Consider the following 16,640-nt stretch of genomic DNA (forward strand, 5'->3'; position numbering starts at 1 on the left):
GCCAGATCCTGTCACATAGTGGCCAAACGGCCAACACCATGGAGGCGTCCGGTGCCCGAATCTGGGACACGTCGCCGGGAAACAGCCCGGTATCGGACGGAAAACGATGGAATGAGGCGGACTGAGATGCGCGCGATCGTCGTCAACGAGTGGGGCGGCCCGGAGAACCTGGTCGAGCGGGAGATCGAGCGGCCGGAGCCGGGGCTGGGCGAGGTCCTCGTCCGGGTCCACGCGGCGGGCGTCAACCCGGTCGACTGGAAGACCCGCGCCAGCGGCGGCCTGATCGCCTGGGGCGAGACCCCGATCGTGGGCTGGGACGTCTCCGGCACGGTCGAGGCGGTCGGCCCCGGCGTGACCCTCTACGCCCCCGGTGACGAGGTGTACGGCATGCCGCTCTTCCCCCGCCAGGCGGGCGGCTACGCCGAGTACGTGGTGGCCCCGGCGCGGCACTTCGCCCGCAAGCCCGGCTCCCTCGACCACGTGCAGGCGGCGGCGCTGCCGCTGGCGGCGCTCACCGCCTGGCAGGCACTGGTGGACACCGCCGGTGTCACGGCCGGGCAGCGGGTCCTCGTCCACGCGGCGGCCGGCGGGGTCGGGCACCTGGCGGTGCAGATCGCCAAGGCCCGCGGCGCGTACGTGATCGGCACGGCCAGCGCCGCCAAGCACGACGTGCTGCGCGAGCTGGGCGCCGACGAGCTGATCGACTACCGCTCGGTGGACTTCGCCGAGGCGGTCTCGGACGTCGACGTCGTCCTGGACGCGCTGGGCGGCGACACCGCCGAGCGCAGCCTGAAGGTGCTCAGGGCCGGCGGCCACCTGGTCTCGCTGCCCGGCCCGGACTCGGTCCCGGCCGGCGCCGACGGGGTGAACGCCTCCTGGGTCCTGGTCGACCCGGACCTGAAGGGTCTGGAGGCGATCGCCGAACTCGCGGACAAGGGCCTGCTGAAGCCGCTGGTCGAGACGGTGCTGCCGCTGGCGGACGCCGCGCGGGCCCACGAGATCGGCGAGCAGGGCCGGACCACCGGCAAGATCGTCCTGACGGTGGTCTGACCGGGGCCCGTCAGACGGCGGCGGCGGCCCGCGTGGTGGTCGCGATGGTGGCGGAGCCGACCACGCGGGTGCCGTCGTAGAGCACGATCGCCTGGCCGGGGGCCACGCCGCGGACGGGCTCGGTGAAGGAGACGCGCAGCTCGCCGTCCACGACCTCGGCGAAGACCTCGGTCTCGCCGCCGTGGGCGCGCAGCTGGGCGGTGTAGGTGCCCGGGGCGGCCGCCTCGGCGCCGCACCAGCGGGGACGGATCGCGGTGAGGGCGCTGACGTCGAGGGCCTCGACGGGGCCGACGGTGACGGTGTTGTTCACCGGGGAGATGTCGAGGACGTAGCGCGGCTTGCCGTCGGGGGCCGGGTGGCCGATCCGCAGGCCCTTGCGCTGGCCGATGGTGAAGCCGAAGGCGCCGTCGTGCGTGCCGACCTTCTCGCCGGTCGCCCCGTCGACGATGTCGCCCTCGGCCTTGCCGAGGCGGCCGGCGAGGAAGCCCTGGGTGTCGCCGTCGGCGATGAAGCAGATGTCGTGGCTGTCGGGCTTCTTCGCGACGGCCAGCCCCCGCTCCTCCGCCTCGGCCCGGATCTCCTCCTTGGTGGTGAGGGTGTCACCGAGCGGGAAGAGGGCGTGGGCGAGCTGCTTCTCGTCGAGGACGCCGAGGACGTACGACTGGTCCTTGGCCATGTCGGAGGCGCGGTGCAGCTCGCGGGAGCCGTCCTCCTTGAGCACGACGGTGGCGTAGTGGCCGGTGCAGACGGCGTCGAAGCCGAGGGCCAGGGCCTTGTCGAGCAGCGCCGCGAACTTGATCTTCTCGTTGCACCGCAGGCAGGGGTTCGGGGTGCGCCCGGCCTCGTACTCGGAGATGAAGTCCTCGACGACGTCCTCGCGGAAGCGCTCGGCGAGGTCCCAGACGTAGAAGGGGATGCCGATGACGTCGGCGGCGCGGCGGGCGTCGCGGGAGTCCTCGATGGTGCAGCAGCCCCGGGCGCCGGTCCGGAAGGACTGCGGGTTCGCGGAGAGCGCGAGGTGGACGCCGGTCACGTCGTGCCCGGCTTCGACGGCGCGGGCGGCTGCGACGGCGGAGTCCACTCCGCCGGACATGGCGGCCAGGACGCGAAGGGGGCGGTCGGTGCGCGGCAGGTTCTCAGTCATAGCACCGTCCAGGGTACGGGGGAACCGAGCGGGGTCACAGCGCGTTATCGGCTACAGGGGGTGGATCACATGGCCGAGCAGGGGAACAAGAGATCGAAGCCGGGGCGGACGCGCAGGGCGGTGCTGCTCGGCGGGCTGGGCATCGTCGCGGCGGGGGCGGTCGCCGGCCGGGACGAGATCCGGCGCGGGTACTGGCTGCTGCCGGGCGTGGCCAAGCCGCGCAAGGAGGGCGAGATCGACCACGCGGGGGCGGGCTGGACCGCGGCCTCCCCGGCGAACTGGCGGATGGCGGACCGGCCCGACGACTACCGGGTGGACCGGATCGTCGTGCATGTCACACAGGGCGGCTTCCAGTCTTCGGTGGACGCCTTCAAGAACCCCTGGCACAAGGCGTCGGCGCACTACATAGTCCGCGGCGACGGGCATGTGGAGCAGATGGTGCGCGAGCTGGACGTGGCCTTCCACGCGGGGAACCGCTCGATGAACGAGCGCAGCGTCGGCATCGAGCACGTCGGTTTCGTGGACCGGCCGAAGGACTTCACGGACGCCATGTACACGGCGTCGGCGCGGCTGGCGGCCGACATCTGCCGCCGGTACGACATACGGCCCGACCGCACGCACATCGTCGGGCACTCCGAGGTGCCGGGCGCCGACCACACCGACCCGGGCGAACACTGGGACTGGGACCGCTACCTGCGCATGGTCCGGGAGGCCCTGGCCGCTTCGGCCTGAGCCTCCCGCGCGATCAGCTGAGGCCTGCCGTCCGGGCGCGCTCCACGGCGGGGCCGATGGCGGCGGCGAGGGCGGCGACGTCCTCCTTGGTGGAGGTGTGGCCGAGGGAGAAGCGCAGGGTGCCGCGGGCCAGCTGCGGGTCGGTGCCGGCCGCCAGCAGGACGTGGCTCGGCTGGGCGACGCCCGCGGTGCAGGCCGAGCCGGTGGAGCACTCGATGCCCTGGGCGTCGAGCAGGAGCAGCAGGGAGTCGCCCTCGCAGCCGGGGAAGCTGAAGTGCGCGTTGGCCGGGAGCCGCTCCTCGGGGTCCCCTCCGAGGACGGCGTCGGGCACGGCCGCGAGGACGGCGGCGATGAGTTCGTCGCGCAGGGCGCCGACCTCGGCGGCGAACCGCTCGCGCCGCTCGGCGGCGAGGACGGCGGCCACCGCGAAGGCGGCCACCGCGGGCACGTCGAGGGTGCCGGACCGGACGTGCCGTTCCTGCCCGCCGCCGTGCAGGACGGGTACGGGGCTCTGGTCGCGGCCCAGGAGCAGCGCTCCGATGCCGTAGGGCCCGCCGATCTTGTGGCCGCTGACGGTCATGGCGGCGAGGCCGCTGTCGGCGAAGTGGACGTCGAGCTGCCCGAAGGCCTGGACGGCGTCGGAGTGCAGCGGGATCCCGGCCTCGCGGGCGGTGGCGGCCAGTTCGCGGACCGGCATGACGGTGCCGATCTCGTTGTTGGCCCACATGACCGTGGCCAGCGCCACGTCGTCGGGGTTGCGCTCGACGGCTTCGCGGAAGGCGTCGGGGTGCACGCGTCCGTAGCGGTCGACGGGCAGGTAGTCGACCCGGGCGCCCTCGTGCTCGGCGAGCCAGTGCACGGCGTCGAGCACGGCGTGGTGCTCGACGGGGCTGGCGATGACCCGGGTCCGGGCGGGGTCGGCGTCGCGCCGGGCCCAGTACAGGCCCTTGACGGCGAGGTTGTCGGCCTCCGTGCCGCCGGCGGTGAAGACCACCTCGCTGGGGCGGGCGCCGATCGCCTCGGCGAAGGCCTCGCGGGCCTCCTCGACGGTACGGCGGGCCCGGCGGCCGGCGGCGTGCAGGGAGGAGGCGTTCCCCGTGGCGGCGAACTGCGCGGTCATCGCCGCGGCGGCCTCCGGCAGCATGGGGGTGGTGGCGGCGTGGTCGAGGTAGGCCATGATCCCCCGATTCTAGGGGCCCGCCCCCGCCCGTCCGCCCGGCGGGACCCCGATCCGGCCGGGGTGCGGGGCGCGTGGCCGCCCCGCCGCTCCCCGGCCGGGCGGCTCGTCACATGCGCAGGGCGCGCGCCAGCTGGCGGGACTGCGCGACCAGGTGGTCGGTGGAGTCCCAGACCTCGGCGTCCTCCTCCAGGAAGCCGCCGGCCAGGTTGCGGGTGGTGATGGAGATCCGCAGCGGGCCCGGGGCCGGGCGGCGGCGGATGTGCGTGGTGAGTTCCACGGTCGGGGTCCAGGCCACCAGGCCGAGGTCGAAGGCGGTCGGCGGCAGCGCGTCCACCGCGAGGAGCATGGAGAGCGGGTCGGCGTCGCGGCCGTCGGCCAGCTCGAACCAGGCCCGCATCTCGCCCTTGCCGGAGGGCGCGCCGACGGCCCAGCCCGCGGTCGCCGGGTCCAGCCGGAGGCGGAGCCGGTCCACGATGGCGGAGCTGCCGGGGATCGGGGCGGGGCCGGCCTCGGGGCCGACGCAGTTCTCGTAGGAGGGCATGAGCGGCGGCTCGGCGACCGTCCGCACGTCGTCCGGCAGGGCGGCGAGGTCGCCGTAGGAGGCGAGGACGCGGATGCGCTCGACCTCGTTGCCGTGCTCGTCGTACTGGAGGAGCGAGGCCTGCCCGGTGGAGAGTGTGCGGCCGACCCGGACGACCTCGGTGCGGATCACGGCGGGGCCGGGCACGGAGGAGGTCAGGTAGTGCGCGGACACCGTGAAGGGGTCCGGGTGCGGGAGGGCCGCCGACAGGGCCCGGCCTACGAGGGCCAGCAGGTAGCCGCCGTTGACAGCGGCGATGATCGTCCAGCCGGCGGAGAGCTCCGCGTCGTACACGCCGGGCTCGCCCGCGCGTTCGATGATGGCGGTGTCGCGGTCGAACTCGCTGTCGCCGATGGATGCCTGGGCAGCTGCAAATGACATGGAACGACGGTACACCCGCTTACTACTAAGCGGTAGCTTTCTATCGTTACGGCTCTTCGGCCACCGAGGAGCGCCTGTTCCAGGCCAGCGGCGCGCGCCAGTGGTAGCGCATCGCGAGGAGCCTGAGGACGAAGGTGGTCACGATCGCGAGGGCGGTGGTGATGGCGTTGAGGGAGTCCAGGGCGATGGACACGGCGACCATCGCGGCGCCGACGGTGGCGGGTACGGCGTACATCTCGCGGTCGCGGAGCAGCGAGGGCACCTCGTTGACGAGGACGTCGCGCAGTACGCCGCCGCCGACGGCCGTGGCCAGGCCGAGCGCGGCGGACGCGGTCAGGCCGAGGCCGTACTCGTAGGCCTTGGTCGTGCCGGTCACGCAGAACAGCGCCAGGCCGGCGGCGTCGAAGACGTTGATGGCCCGGTTGATCCGCTGGACCTCGGGGTGCAGGAAGAAGACGAACGCGGCGGCGACCAGCGGGGTGACGAAGAAGCTGAGCTCGCCGAAGGCGGCCGGCGGGACGGCCCCGATGACCAGGTCGCGGAAGAGGCCGCCGCCGAGGGCGGTGACGAGGGCGAGCACGGCGATGCCGAAGACGTCGAAGTTCTTGCGGACGGCGAGCAGGGCGCCGGAGGTGGCGAAGACGAAGATGCCGGCGAGGTCCAGCGCATGCTGAACCCCCGGCGGGAAGAGATCGTGGAGCACCGGGCCATTGTCACCTGCCGCGCGACCTGCGGCGGGCCCGGCGGAATCTGCGGCTCCGGCCGCGGCGGGTGAAGGCCGTGCGGCGCCGTTGCGGGGGCGCCGCCCCCGAGCCCCCGCGCCTCGATCGCCGGCGGGGCTGGACCTGTGCCGGGTGGGCCGGGACGGCCCACCCGGCACGAGGGTTACTCCGTCGCCGTGGACACCGCGTCCGCCGCACCCGGGAGGGGCTTGTCGCCCGGGGCCTGGTCGGGGGCGTTCTCCGGGTGGTGGCAGGCCACCTGGTGGCCCGTCTTCAGCGCGAGCAGCGGCGGCTCCTGCGTCGCGCAGATCTGCGTGGCCTTCCAGCACCGGGTGTGGAAGCGGCAGCCGCTCGGCGGCGAGATCGGGGACGGCACGTCGCCCTTGAGCAGGATGCGGCCGCTCTTGGCGCCCCGCCGCCTCGGGTCCGGCACCGGCACGGCCGACATCAGGGCCGCGGTGTAGGGGTGCATCGGCTCCCCGTACAGCGACTTGTTGTCGGCGAGCTCGACGATCTTGCCGAGGTACATCACCGCGATGCGGTCCGACACGTGCCGGATGACCGACAGGTCGTGCGCGATGATCACGTACGTGAGGCCGAGCTCCTCCTGGAGGTCGTCCAGCAGGTTCACCACCTGCGCCTGGATCGAGACGTCCAGCGCCGAGACGGGCTCGTCCGCGACGACCAGCTTCGGCTTGAGCGCCAGGGCCCGCGCGATGCCGATGCGCTGGCGCTGGCCGCCCGAGAACTCGTGCGGGTAGCGGTTGTAGTGCTCGGGGTTGAGGCCCACCAGCGACAGCAGCCGCTGGACCTCCGCCTTGAGCCCGCCCTCCGGCTCCACGCCCTGGAGCTTGAAGGGGGCGCTGACGATCGTGCCCACCGTGTGGCGCGGGTTCAGCGAGCCGTAGGGGTCCTGGAAGATCATCTGCACGTCGCGGCGCAGCGGGCGCATGCCCGCCACCCCGAGGTGCGTGATGTCCTTGCCCTCGAACTGGATCGTGCCGCCGGTCGGTTCGAGCAGCCGCGTGATCAGCCGGCCCATGGTCGACTTGCCACAGCCGGACTCGCCGACGATGCCGAGGGTCTCACCGCGCCGTACGTCGAAGTCGAGGCCGTCGACGGCCTTGACCGCGCCGGACTGCCTGCGCAGCAGCCCCTTGGTGATGGGGAAGTGCTTCGTCAGGCCGGTGACCTTGAGCAGCGGCTCGGGAGAGTCCGTGGCCTGCGCCGGAAGGGTGACGGCCGGATCCGTCTTCTGGGTGTCGGTCACAGCTTCGGCGCAATCTCTTCGGTCCAGATCCGGGTCCGCTCGTCCTGCGACATGTGGCAGGCGGACCAGTGGCGGGTGCCGTCCTGCCCGGTGTCGTCCTGCGCCGTGAGCTCGGGGCGCACGGTGCGGGTGACGTTGCCCTTGGGCACGTCGGCGTACGGGCAGCGCGGGTTGAAGGCACAGCCGCTCGGGATGTTGATGAGGCTGGGCGGCGAGCCCTTGACCGGGATGAGGCGCTCGGTCTGCTCGCGGTCGATGCGCGGCATCGAGCCCAGCAGGCCCCAGGTGTAGGGGTGCCGGGGCTCGTAGAAGACCTTCTCGGCGGTGCCCCGCTCGACGCAGCGGCCGCCGTACATCACGAGGAGTTCGTCGGCCATCTCGGCGACCACGCCGAGGTCGTGCGTGATCATGATGACCGCGGAGCCGAACTCCTTCTGGAGGTCCCGGATCAGGTCGAGGATCTGGGCCTGGACGGTGACGTCGAGGGCGGTCGTCGGCTCGTCCGCGATGAGCAGTTCGGGGTTGTTGACGAGCGCCATCGCGATCATCGCGCGCTGGCGCATGCCGCCGGAGAACTCGTGCGGGTAGCTGTCGAAGCGCTTGTGCGGCTCGGGGATGCCGACGCGGTCGAGGAGTTCGACGGCCCGCTTGCGGGCGGCCTTCTTGTCGACCTTGTGGTGGACGCGGTACGCCTCGGAGATCTGCTTGCCGACGGTGAAGTACGGGTGCATCGCCGACAGCGGGTCCTGGAAGATCATCGCGATCTCCCGGCCGCGCAGCCTGCGCACCTCGTCCTCGTCGGCGGAGAGCAGCTCCTTGCCGTCGAGCCAGATCTCGCCGGAGATCCGGGCCCGCTGGCGGCCGTACTGGCCCACGCGGTGCAGGCCCATGATGCCCAGCGAGGTGACCGACTTGCCGGATCCGGACTCGCCCACGATGCCGAGGGTCTTGCCCTTCTCCAGGCTGAAGGAGAGGCCGTCGACCGACTTGACCAGGCCGTCCTCGGTCGGGAAGTGCACCTTGAGGTCGCGGACCTCCAGGAAGGCGGTGGGGGGAGCCGACCCGTCGTAGGGCTGATTCGGCGCTCCGGTCTGCGCGGTCTCTCCGGTCTTGGTCGTCGGATCGGTCATGACAGCCTCACTCGGGGGTCGATCACCGCGTACAGGAGGTCAACGATGAGGTTCGCGGCGACGACGAAGAACGCGGAGATCAGGGTGATGCCCAGGATGACGGGGAGGTCGTGCTCGCTGATGGCGCGCACCGCGCTGTAGCCCAGTCCGTGCAGCGAGAACGTGTACTCCGTCAGGACCGCGCCGCCCATCAGGGCGCCGAGGTCGAGGCCCAGGACGGTCAGGATCGGCGTCATCGTCGAGCGCATGGCGTGCTTGCCGATGACGACGGGTTCCGTCAGGCCCTTGGCGCGGGCGGTGCGGATGTAGTCCTCGTTGAGGACTTCGAGCATGGTCGCGCGGGTGAGCCGCGCGTACATCGCCGCGTAGAGGAAGGCGAGCGAGACCCACGGCAGGATCATGCCGTTGAACCACTTGGCCGGATCCTCGGCGAAGGTCGCCTCCGGTCGTCCGAACCAGCCGAGCTGGTCGGAGAAGAGGGCGATGACGAGCATGCCCGTGAAGTAGATGGGGAGCGAGACGCCGGCGAGGGCGACGCCCATGGCCGAGCGGTCCAGGACGCTGCCGCGCTTGAGGGCGGAGACGACGCCGGTGGCGACACCGCCGGCGACCCAGAGGACGACGGCGCCCATGGCGAGGGAGAGGGTGACCGGCAGCCAGTCCAGCAGCAGCGGCCAGACCTCCTGCTCGGTCTTGAAGGAGTATCCGAAGCAGGGCGCGGCGCATTGCGTGACGTCGGAGCCGTTGGCGTACGTGCGACCCGCCACCAGCCCGACGACGAACTTGCCGAACTGGACGAGGATCGGGTCGTCGAGACCCATCTTCTGCCGGATGCCTTCGATGGCGACGGGGTCGGACTGCTTGCCCACGAAGTACAGGGCAGGGTCCGTCCCGATCAGCTTCGGGAACAGGAAGAAGATTCCGAAGGTCACCAGCGTGATGACCAGCAGCATGACGAGGACGGCGAAGATCCGTCGGATGAGGTATGCAAGCACTGCGCTCGGCCTGGCTGCGGCCCGGGGGCGCCCTCTTCTGGAGAGCGCCCCCAAGCCGCAACCGCGGCCATCACCTGCCCTTCGTGCCTAGCGGGTGTGGCACTGGAACACTGGAACTGGACTGATGGACCGTTACTTCACGACACCGAGGGACGCGTAGTCGTAGCGGCCGTTGTAGGCGTCGGTGGTGTAGGCGTTCGTCAGCCGGGTGCTGCGCCACGTGATCGTCTTGTCGTAGACGAAGGGCAGGTAGACGGCGGCCTCGGAGACCTTCTGGTTCATCTGCTTGTAGATGTCGCCGGCCTTGGCCGGGTCGGTCTCCGCGATGGCCTGGTCGAACAGGGTGTTGATCGCCGGGTCGTTCAGCTCGGAGAAGTTGTTGTTGCCGCTCTGCAGGATGAAGCGACCGTCGACCAGCGGCTGCGAGAAGCCCTGTCCGGTCGGGAAGTCGGCGCCCCAGCCCATGATGATGATGCCGTAGCCCTTCTCCTTGACGACCTTCGGCGAACCGATGATGCCGGAGGTCTGGGCGCCGTCGAACTGGTCGACGTCGGCCTCGATGCCGACCTGCTTGAGGGCGTTCTGGAGCGAGACGGCCGTGGCGACCTCGACCGGCTTGTTGTTGCGGACGGCGATGGTGGTCTTGAAGCCGCTCTCCTTGCCGCAGGCCTTGAGGGCCTCCTTGGCCTTGTCGAGGTTCGGCTTGCCGTCGTTCTTCAGGACCTCGTACGGGTCGTACTTGGCGTCCGAGCCCTTGATGCCCAGCGGGAGCATGTTCGGGGCGATGTCGCCACCGGCCTGCGGGCCGCCGCGGGCGGTCTGCAGGGACTTCTTGTCGGCCGCGTAGATGACGGCCTTGCGGCACTCGATGTTGTCGAACGGCGCCACGGTCTGCGGCATGACCGCGTACCGGATGAAGCCGGTCTGGCCGTTGTCGAGGTTACCCTTGTGGTCCTTCAGCGCCGTGGCGCGGGCCGCCTGGCCGATGCCGGTGGCGTTGATGTCGAGGTCGAACTCGCCGTTCATCAGGCGCTTGTCCATGTCGTCCGCGTTCGCCATGAACGTGACCGAGATGGAGTCCGGGAGCGCCTTGCGGATGGTGTCCGACTCGGGCTCGTAGTTCTCGTTGCGCGAGAGCTTCATGCTCTTGTTCGGCTCGTAGGAGTCGATCTTGTACGGGCCGTTCGAGAAGGGCTTGAGGCCGTACTTGGCGGCCGTGTCCTTGTCCTGCTTGACCGGGCTCGCCGCGGGCATCGCCAGCATCTGCTCGAAGTCGCCGTTGGGCGTCGGGAGCTTGAAGATGATGGTCTTCGCGTCCGGGGTCTCGATCGCCTTCAGGCCGAGCTTGTCCGGAGCGGTGTCCTTGTACGGGCCCTGGTACTCGGTCTTCGGGTCCAGCACCTGCTGGAGGTAGACCGGACCGCCGGAGATGACGTCCTGCGCCCAGGTGCGCTGGATGCCGTACTTGATGTCCTGGGCGGTGACGGGCGAGCCGTCCTCCCAGGTCACGTTGTCCTTGAGGGTGTACTTGTAGGTCTTGCCGCCGTCGCTGATCTCGGCCTTGGCGGTGGCGAGGTCCGGGACGAGCTCGGTGCTCTCCTTGCCGGGGCCGGGCTTGAAGCTGATCAGCTGGCGCGTGTAGTAGCGGGAGAAGTCCCACATGAAGCCGTAGTAGCCGCGCTGCGGGTCCCACGAGTCGGCGTCCTGGGTGCCGACGAACTTCAGCTCGCCGCCCTTCTTGTCCGACGCGTTGGCGACCTTCTCGATGCCCGCGTTGAAGCCGCTGCCGGAGCCGGCGGCCTTGTCGTCCTTCTTGTCGGCCCCGCCGCCACAGGCGGTCGCGGTGAGCATGGCCGCGAGCACGACGGCCGTGCCGGCGGCAAGTCTGCGCTTCGACGTGCGATGGGTAGTCACGATGCTCGCAACCCTCCGTTGTAGTTCCGGTGTACGTACGGCACGAGGCCGGTTCCTGGTTTGCCCTGCGGTGGCTAGCGGGAGCCCTTCGGGTCGAGGGCGTCGCGGACGCCGTCGCCGAAGAGGTTGAAGGCCAGCACGGTGATGAAGATCGCTACGCCGGGGAAGATCATGAAGAGCGGATCGTCCTCGTAGGTCCGCACGGCCGTGGCGAGGGTTTCCCCCCAGGACGGCGTGGGCGGCTTGACGCCGACTCCGAGGAAGCTCAGCGCCGCCTCGGTCAGCACGTTGGTGGGGATCATCAGCGTCGCGTAGACCGTGATGGGCGCCACCAGGTTGGGGAGCAGTTCGCGGAAGAGGATGTAGAAGCGGCCCGCGCCGAGGCTGCGCGCCGCCTCGACGTACTCGCGCTCGCGCAGCGAGAGGGTCTGGCCCCGGACGATGCGGCCGATGTAGGGCCAGCCGAAGAAGCCGATCACCAGCACCAGGACGGCGATGCGCAGGCCCGAACCCTCGAAGCCCCAGAGCTTGTTGGGGATGACCGAGATCAGCGCGATGATGAAGAGCAGCTGCGGGAAGGCCAGCAGCAGGTCCATGACCCGGCTGATGGCGGCGTCGACCCAGCCGCCGAAGTAGCCGGCGACGATGCCGAAGAAGGTGCCCAGCGAGACCGCCACGAAGGCGGACAGGAAGGCCACCAGCAGCGAGATCCGGGCGCCGTAGACGATGCGGCTGAAGACGTCGCGTCCGTTGACCGGTTCGACGCCGAGCAGGAAGTCGCTGCTCATGCCGCCCCAGTCGCCGAGCGGGAGGCCCAGCAGCGGGTCGAGCAGGTCCTCGTGCAGCTCCTCCGGCGGGTGTCCGAAGGCCTTGACGATCAGCGGCGCGAAGATCGCGACGAGGATCAGCAGGAGCACGATGACGCCGCCGGCCAGTGCGACCTTGTCCCGCTTCAGGCGCAGCCAGGCGATCTGCCACGGCGAGCGCCCCTCGATCGCCTTCTGCGGAACGTCGGGGGCGGCCACGGCCGCGGGCTCGGCCGCGCCGGTGTCGTGCAGTGGTGCCGTCATCGTGGTGGGGACCCCTCTCGGCCGACGGTGGCCGGCCCATGCCCGCCGCTGTGGCGGCTTGGTTCAATCGGCGTCGCTGGTGGTGCGATTGGCGAGAAATGTGCCGGAAGTGCACGTGAAGAGCTGGTGTTTGTGAGATGGACCGGCCTTCGGTGGGGGGAGTCTTCAACGCCCTCTCAATCGCCCGCCAGACCCCCCGGGGATGTGATGCGCAACCGTGATCTGCCCCTACACCTTCCGTTATCCGAACCGCCAGAGCTGTTGAGCGGTGAAACACCGCACCTTCGACGCGGAACGGACATCCGGCCCAACTGCCCTTTCGGGCATGGATCTTGGGTCTATTCAGCGGATATGCCGAAGGCCGCACCGGTGGGACAGGTGCGGCCTTCGAGATGGATGTCTCAATATGCGGATATACGGAAATGCGGCCGTGCGGCTATGCGGATCAGTACGCCGGCGCCTGGCCCTCGCGGTCGTAGAAGGGGCGCGTCTGCGCCCGCAGCCACATCGCCACGGGATCGTGCTCGTCCGCCAGCGCCACGGTGCACACCGGGACGCCCTCGGGGACCACCCCGACCGACTGGCGCATCATCTCCCGTACGGACTCCAGCGCGGGCGCGGAGGCGTCGTACAGGTCCAGCCCGACGGCGAGGTACGGCGATCCGAGGGCCGGCTGCACCCAGGCCCGGCGCAGCGACCGCACGGCCGGCGTGCGGTGCGCGTGCTGGGTCAGCAGCCCGTAGAACTGCGGGAGCTCGATGCTGGGCTCGGACAGCCGCAGCGGGCCCGCCGGCATCCGGTCCAGGCCGGTCGCGATGCGGCGCAGGTCCGCCCACGGGACGCCGAGGCCGCCGCCCTGGGCGTGCGGGTTGAGCCACAGGCCCCAGCGGTCCGGGTAGAGGGCGCGGGCGATGTCCCGCCCGGTGACCACCTCGTAGCCGCGGTTCCAGCCGCTCGCGGCCAGTTCCTGGGGGGAGGTGACACAAGGCGCGTAGCCGAGCCCGTCGACCTCCATCCCGCCGTACTGGGCGTCCGGGGACCCCGGCTGCCCCTGCCACAGCAGCATCCACAGCCGGCCCTCGGACAGGGCGTGCAGCAGTGACTCATAGCTCTCGTAGCGCCCGGGGGTCACCTGGCGCATCATGTGCTCGACCTGCCCGGCCGCGGCCGTGCCTGACGCACTCACCCGGTACCCCTCTTCGTCCGCCCGTCGCTCCACGCGTGCCCTACCCGTGCCGGCGCTCGTGCGTGCGGCCGGGAGATGTAACCAGCTTAAGCGGCCCTACGGGAGGTAGAAGGGGCGTACGCGCTCACGAATCCAGTCCGTGACCGGGTCCTGGGCGGCGTCCAGGAGGATCAACTGCACCGGCCACGGCGCCGGGACCCGGGTCAGGGCGCGTCCGAGCGCCTCCATCGGGGCCTCCCGCATCTGCGGCTCCCATCCCACCAGGCGGACACCGATGAACAGTTCCGGGGCCCCTCCCTCGACGCTGGCGAGGCAGCGGTGCGCCGCGGCGACGACGCCGGTGGCGCGGAACTCCTCGGCGGCGGCGGCCAGGAAGTCGACCGGGTCCTCCTGCCAGTCCGGTTCGAAGAGCCGTACGCGGCCGCCGGCGGCCGGTCCGTCGAGGGCGCTGCGCCCGGCGCGGCAGAGCTCCGCGACGGCGGGCGGGGGCAGCGGTACGCCGACGGCGCCCTCCGGATTCACGGCGATGCCGAGCTGGGGGGGCAGCCCCCGGGCGAACTCGACCGCCGGGGCCACCGCGAAGTCCATGCCGGGGCCGACGCAGGCGAGGAACTGGGCCTCGGAGCTGTAGACGGGGACGTACGCCGCCCCGCCGATGTCCATGGTCGGCAGGTCCAGCCCGGCCGCGCCCGGGCCGCCGCCGCCCGGCAGCGGGACCCACACCTGGCTGCGCCCGAGCACCTCCAGGATCCGGGCTCCGGCGTCCGGCTGCCCGAGCGCCGCCCCGAGCACCTGCTCCAGCTCATTCCCCGGCCAGCCGCTGCCCTGCATCTACCCCTGCCCCTGTTCCGGTGCCGCGCGTCGTCCCGCGCGTGTCGCCCCGCAGGGTACCGGCCGCCGGGCGGGCGCCGCCGCCGGGGATCCGGGTGCGGCCGGTCCGGCGGTCAGCCGTGGAAGCCGATGCCCGTCACGGCGGCGGCCGAGCGGCGGTCCAGGAGGGTCGCCGAGGCGCAGCCGGCGGGCGGGCGGCCCGCCTCGGCGTCGCGCAGCAGGCGGCCCACGGCGCCCCGGTGGCGGGCGAAGGCGTAGGCGGACACCCCCCGGCCCCGCGAGGCCTGGCCGGAGAGGGCCTCCTCGGGGCTGCTGTCCAGGAGGACGAGGTGCAGCTCCCGGCCGCGGCGGCGCGCGGCGGCGGCGAGCAGGCCGCGCACCCAGCTCTGGGTGCCGCAGTCGTGGACGACCACGGAGGCGCCGGAGCGCAGGATCCGGTACAGCCCCCAGTAGTGCGCGGCGCGGACCAGCGGGCGGTACACCGCGTACGGCAGCCGGGCCGGCATCCGGCGCTCCCAGCGCTCGCGGGTGTCCTGGGAGTCGACGGCGCCGCCCTCCGGGGCCGTCCGCTTGATCAGCGTGGTCTTGCCGCCGCCGGGGAGGCCCGAGACCACGACGATGTCGCCCTCGGCGAAGCCGAGCCGCCGGGGTCCGCGCAGCGCGGGGCCGCGCAGGTCGCGCACGAGGCCGAGGCCGCCGTCCGCCGCCCTCCTGCGCTCGCGCGCGCCGCGCCGCTGCGCCGGCACCGCGTCCACGGTTCCCGTCGTCGTCACCACTCCGAATCTCCGCACAGTGCTCGCCTCCCCCGAATCGGGTCACCGGGACCCTTGCCCACTGAGTGTAAAGAGACGGTAATCGGCATGTCCGGTTCCGTTCTGCCCATTGAGATGGGCGTACGAACTTTCGGACCCCTCCCCCCGATCTCGGGCATGGCGTGCAATGATGTGCGCCATCTGGACCAACTGCATACCGGCCGCTTGAATCCGCGCGGGAGAGTCCCGGCACGCCGCAAGGCCGTGCGCGGGCGCCGAAGGAGCAAGAACCTCCCTTGAATCTCTCAGGCCCCGTACCGCGTGGATGAGGCAGATCTGAAAAGCGAGCTGCGCGGCAGCTCCACCCAAGGTGCAAGTCGGGGAGACCGGCGATCGGACGATCGGCGGAACTCTCGGCGAACCTCTCAGGTTCCGATGACAGATGGGGAGGAACGTCCTCGTCATGTCATGTCGATGCCCTGGGACCCGGGAGCCACACCCATGAGCACTGCCCCCCGTCTGACCGCCCTCGATGCGCTGCACCGCTCGCTCGGTGCGACCATGACCGACTTCGCGGGCTGGGACATGCCGCTGCGGTACGCCAGCGAGCGCGACGAGCACAACGCCGTACGCACCAAGGCCGGTCTCTTCGACCTGTCGCACATGGGCGAGATCACGCTGACCGGCCCGGAGGCCGTCAAGGCCCTGGACTACGCGCTGGTCGGCAACATCTCGACCGTCGGCGTCGGCCGTGCCCGCTACACGCACATCTGCCAGGAGGACGGCGGGATCGTCGACGACCTGATCGTCTACCGCCTCGGCGAGACCGAGTACATGGTCGTCGCCAACGCCTCCAACGCCCAGGTCGTCCTCGACGCCCTGACCGAGCGCGCCGCCGGCTTCGACACCGAGGTCCGCGACGACCGCGACGCCTACGCGCTGATCGCGGTGCAGGGCCCGGAGTCCCCCGGCATCCTGGCGTCGCTCACCGACGCCGACCTGGACGGCCTGAAGTACTACGCGGGCCTGCCGGGCACCGTCGCGGGCGTGCCCGCTCTGATCGCGCGTACGGGCTACACCGGCGAGGACGGCTTCGAGCTGTTCGTCTCCCCCGAGCACGCCGTGGAGCTGTGGCAGGCGCTCACCAAGGCCGGCGAGGGCGTGGGCCTGGTCCCGGCCGGGCTGTCCTGCCGCGACACCCTGCGCCTGGAAGCGGGCATGCCGCTGTACGGGCACGAGCTGACCACCGCCCTGACCCCGTTCGACGCGGGTCTGGGCCGGGTCGTGAAGTTCGAGAAGGAGGGGGACTTCGTCGGCCGCGCCGCCCTGGAGGCCGCCGCCGAGAAGGCCGCGACCAAGGCGCCGCGCAAGCTGGTCGGCCTGATCGCCGAGGGCCGCCGCGTCCCGCGCGCCGGTTTCCCGGTCGTCGCCGACGGCAAGGTCGTCGGCGAGGTCACCTCGGGCGCCCCGTCCCCGACGCTGGGCAAGCCGATCGCGATGGCGTACGTGGACGCGGAGCACGCCGCGCCCGGCGCCTCCGGTGTCGGCGTCGACATTCGCGGTACGCATGAGCCGTACGAGGTCGTCGCGCTGCCGTTCTACAAGCGGCAGAAGTAACCCTCCGCGCACGACGTCCGCCGTACGGGTACCCGCACGGCGCCGTCTCAGTACCCAAGACCGCAGTTCGTATCCACTCCCCCGCA

15 protein-coding genes and 1 riboswitch are annotated in these 16,640 nt (G+C 71.4%); of the genes, 3 read left to right on the forward strand and 12 right to left on the reverse strand.

Features of this window, described 5'->3' with window-relative positions; genetic code table 11:
• Positions 1–126: 126 nt before the first annotated feature.
• Positions 127–1,050 carry an NADP-dependent oxidoreductase gene (locus AB0O53_RS19210; RefSeq protein ID WP_365196931.1) on the forward strand — a complete coding sequence of 308 codons (924 nt, stop codon included), beginning with the start codon at positions 127–129 and terminating at the stop codon, positions 1,048–1,050.
• Positions 1,051–1,060: 10 nt separating this feature from the next.
• Here AB0O53_RS19210 and mnmA read toward each other — a convergent pair whose 3' ends face one another.
• Positions 1,061–2,194 (reverse strand): tRNA 2-thiouridine(34) synthase MnmA, encoded by a 1,134-nt coding sequence (gene mnmA, locus AB0O53_RS19215; protein ID WP_350987808.1) that lies wholly within the window; start codon positions 2,192–2,194, stop codon positions 1,061–1,063.
• A gap of 69 nt (positions 2,195–2,263) precedes the next feature.
• Between mnmA and AB0O53_RS19220 the strand changes: the two genes are divergently transcribed.
• A complete protein-coding gene (locus tag AB0O53_RS19220; protein ID WP_350987809.1) occupies positions 2,264–2,926 on the forward strand; it encodes an N-acetylmuramoyl-L-alanine amidase in 663 nt (220 codons plus the stop codon).
• A gap of 13 nt (positions 2,927–2,939) precedes the next feature.
• Here AB0O53_RS19220 and AB0O53_RS19225 read toward each other — a convergent pair whose 3' ends face one another.
• The 11 genes from AB0O53_RS19225 to AB0O53_RS19275 form a co-directional block, all read right to left on the reverse strand.
• Positions 2,940–4,103, reverse strand: coding sequence for a cysteine desulfurase family protein (locus tag AB0O53_RS19225; protein ID WP_365196934.1), 1,164 nt, complete (start codon positions 4,101–4,103; stop codon positions 2,940–2,942).
• Positions 4,104–4,212: 109 nt separating this feature from the next.
• A complete protein-coding gene (locus AB0O53_RS19230; RefSeq protein ID WP_350987811.1) occupies positions 4,213–5,067 on the reverse strand; it encodes a thioesterase family protein in 855 nt (284 codons plus the stop codon).
• Positions 5,068–5,113: 46 nt separating this feature from the next.
• Positions 5,114–5,770 (reverse strand): trimeric intracellular cation channel family protein, encoded by a 657-nt coding sequence (locus AB0O53_RS19235; protein ID WP_350987812.1) that lies wholly within the window; start codon positions 5,768–5,770, stop codon positions 5,114–5,116.
• A 182-nt stretch (positions 5,771–5,952) separates the two neighbouring features.
• Positions 5,953–7,059 carry an ABC transporter ATP-binding protein gene (locus AB0O53_RS19240; protein ID WP_350987813.1) on the reverse strand — a complete coding sequence of 369 codons (1,107 nt, stop codon included), beginning with the start codon at positions 7,057–7,059 and terminating at the stop codon, positions 5,953–5,955.
• Entirely contained in the window at positions 7,056–8,189 is a 1,134-nt protein-coding gene (locus tag AB0O53_RS19245) for an ABC transporter ATP-binding protein (protein WP_350987814.1), read from the reverse strand. Before AB0O53_RS19245 ends, AB0O53_RS19240 begins: the two co-directional genes overlap by 4 nt.
• Positions 8,186–9,184, reverse strand: a complete 999-nt coding sequence (locus tag AB0O53_RS19250; RefSeq protein ID WP_350987815.1) for an ABC transporter permease — start codon at positions 9,182–9,184, stop codon at positions 8,186–8,188. Before AB0O53_RS19250 ends, AB0O53_RS19245 begins: the two co-directional genes overlap by 4 nt.
• Positions 9,185–9,316: 132 nt before the next feature.
• A complete protein-coding gene (locus AB0O53_RS19255) occupies positions 9,317–11,098 on the reverse strand; it encodes an ABC transporter substrate-binding protein (RefSeq protein WP_365196940.1) in 1,782 nt (593 codons plus the stop codon).
• Between the two features lie 74 nt (positions 11,099–11,172).
• On the reverse strand, positions 11,173–12,168 hold the full coding sequence (locus tag AB0O53_RS19260) for an ABC transporter permease (RefSeq protein ID WP_350987817.1): 996 nt from the start codon (positions 12,166–12,168) through the stop codon (positions 11,173–11,175).
• Between the two features lie 445 nt (positions 12,169–12,613).
• Positions 12,614–13,354: an enhanced serine sensitivity protein SseB C-terminal domain-containing protein gene (locus tag AB0O53_RS19265; protein ID WP_350987818.1), complete on the reverse strand. Its 741-nt coding sequence runs from the start codon at positions 13,352–13,354 to the stop codon at positions 12,614–12,616.
• A 96-nt stretch (positions 13,355–13,450) separates the two neighbouring features.
• Positions 13,451–14,185 carry an enhanced serine sensitivity protein SseB gene (locus AB0O53_RS19270; protein WP_350987819.1) on the reverse strand — a complete coding sequence of 245 codons (735 nt, stop codon included), beginning with the start codon at positions 14,183–14,185 and terminating at the stop codon, positions 13,451–13,453.
• A gap of 113 nt (positions 14,186–14,298) precedes the next feature.
• Positions 14,299–14,958 carry an AAA family ATPase gene (locus AB0O53_RS19275; protein ID WP_403140037.1) on the reverse strand — a complete coding sequence of 220 codons (660 nt, stop codon included), beginning with the start codon at positions 14,956–14,958 and terminating at the stop codon, positions 14,299–14,301.
• A gap of 205 nt (positions 14,959–15,163) precedes the next feature.
• Positions 15,164–15,267: riboswitch (glycine riboswitch) on the forward strand.
• Between the two features lie 171 nt (positions 15,268–15,438).
• Between AB0O53_RS19275 and gcvT the strand changes: the two genes are divergently transcribed.
• Positions 15,439–16,554 carry a glycine cleavage system aminomethyltransferase GcvT gene (gcvT, locus tag AB0O53_RS19280; protein ID WP_350987820.1) on the forward strand — a complete coding sequence of 372 codons (1,116 nt, stop codon included), beginning with the start codon at positions 15,439–15,441 and terminating at the stop codon, positions 16,552–16,554.
• Positions 16,555–16,640 lie beyond the last annotated feature (86 nt).

The sequence above is a fragment of the Streptomyces erythrochromogenes genome (assembly GCF_040684695.1).
Lineage (GTDB): Bacteria > Actinomycetota > Actinomycetes > Streptomycetales > Streptomycetaceae > Streptomyces > Streptomyces erythrochromogenes_C.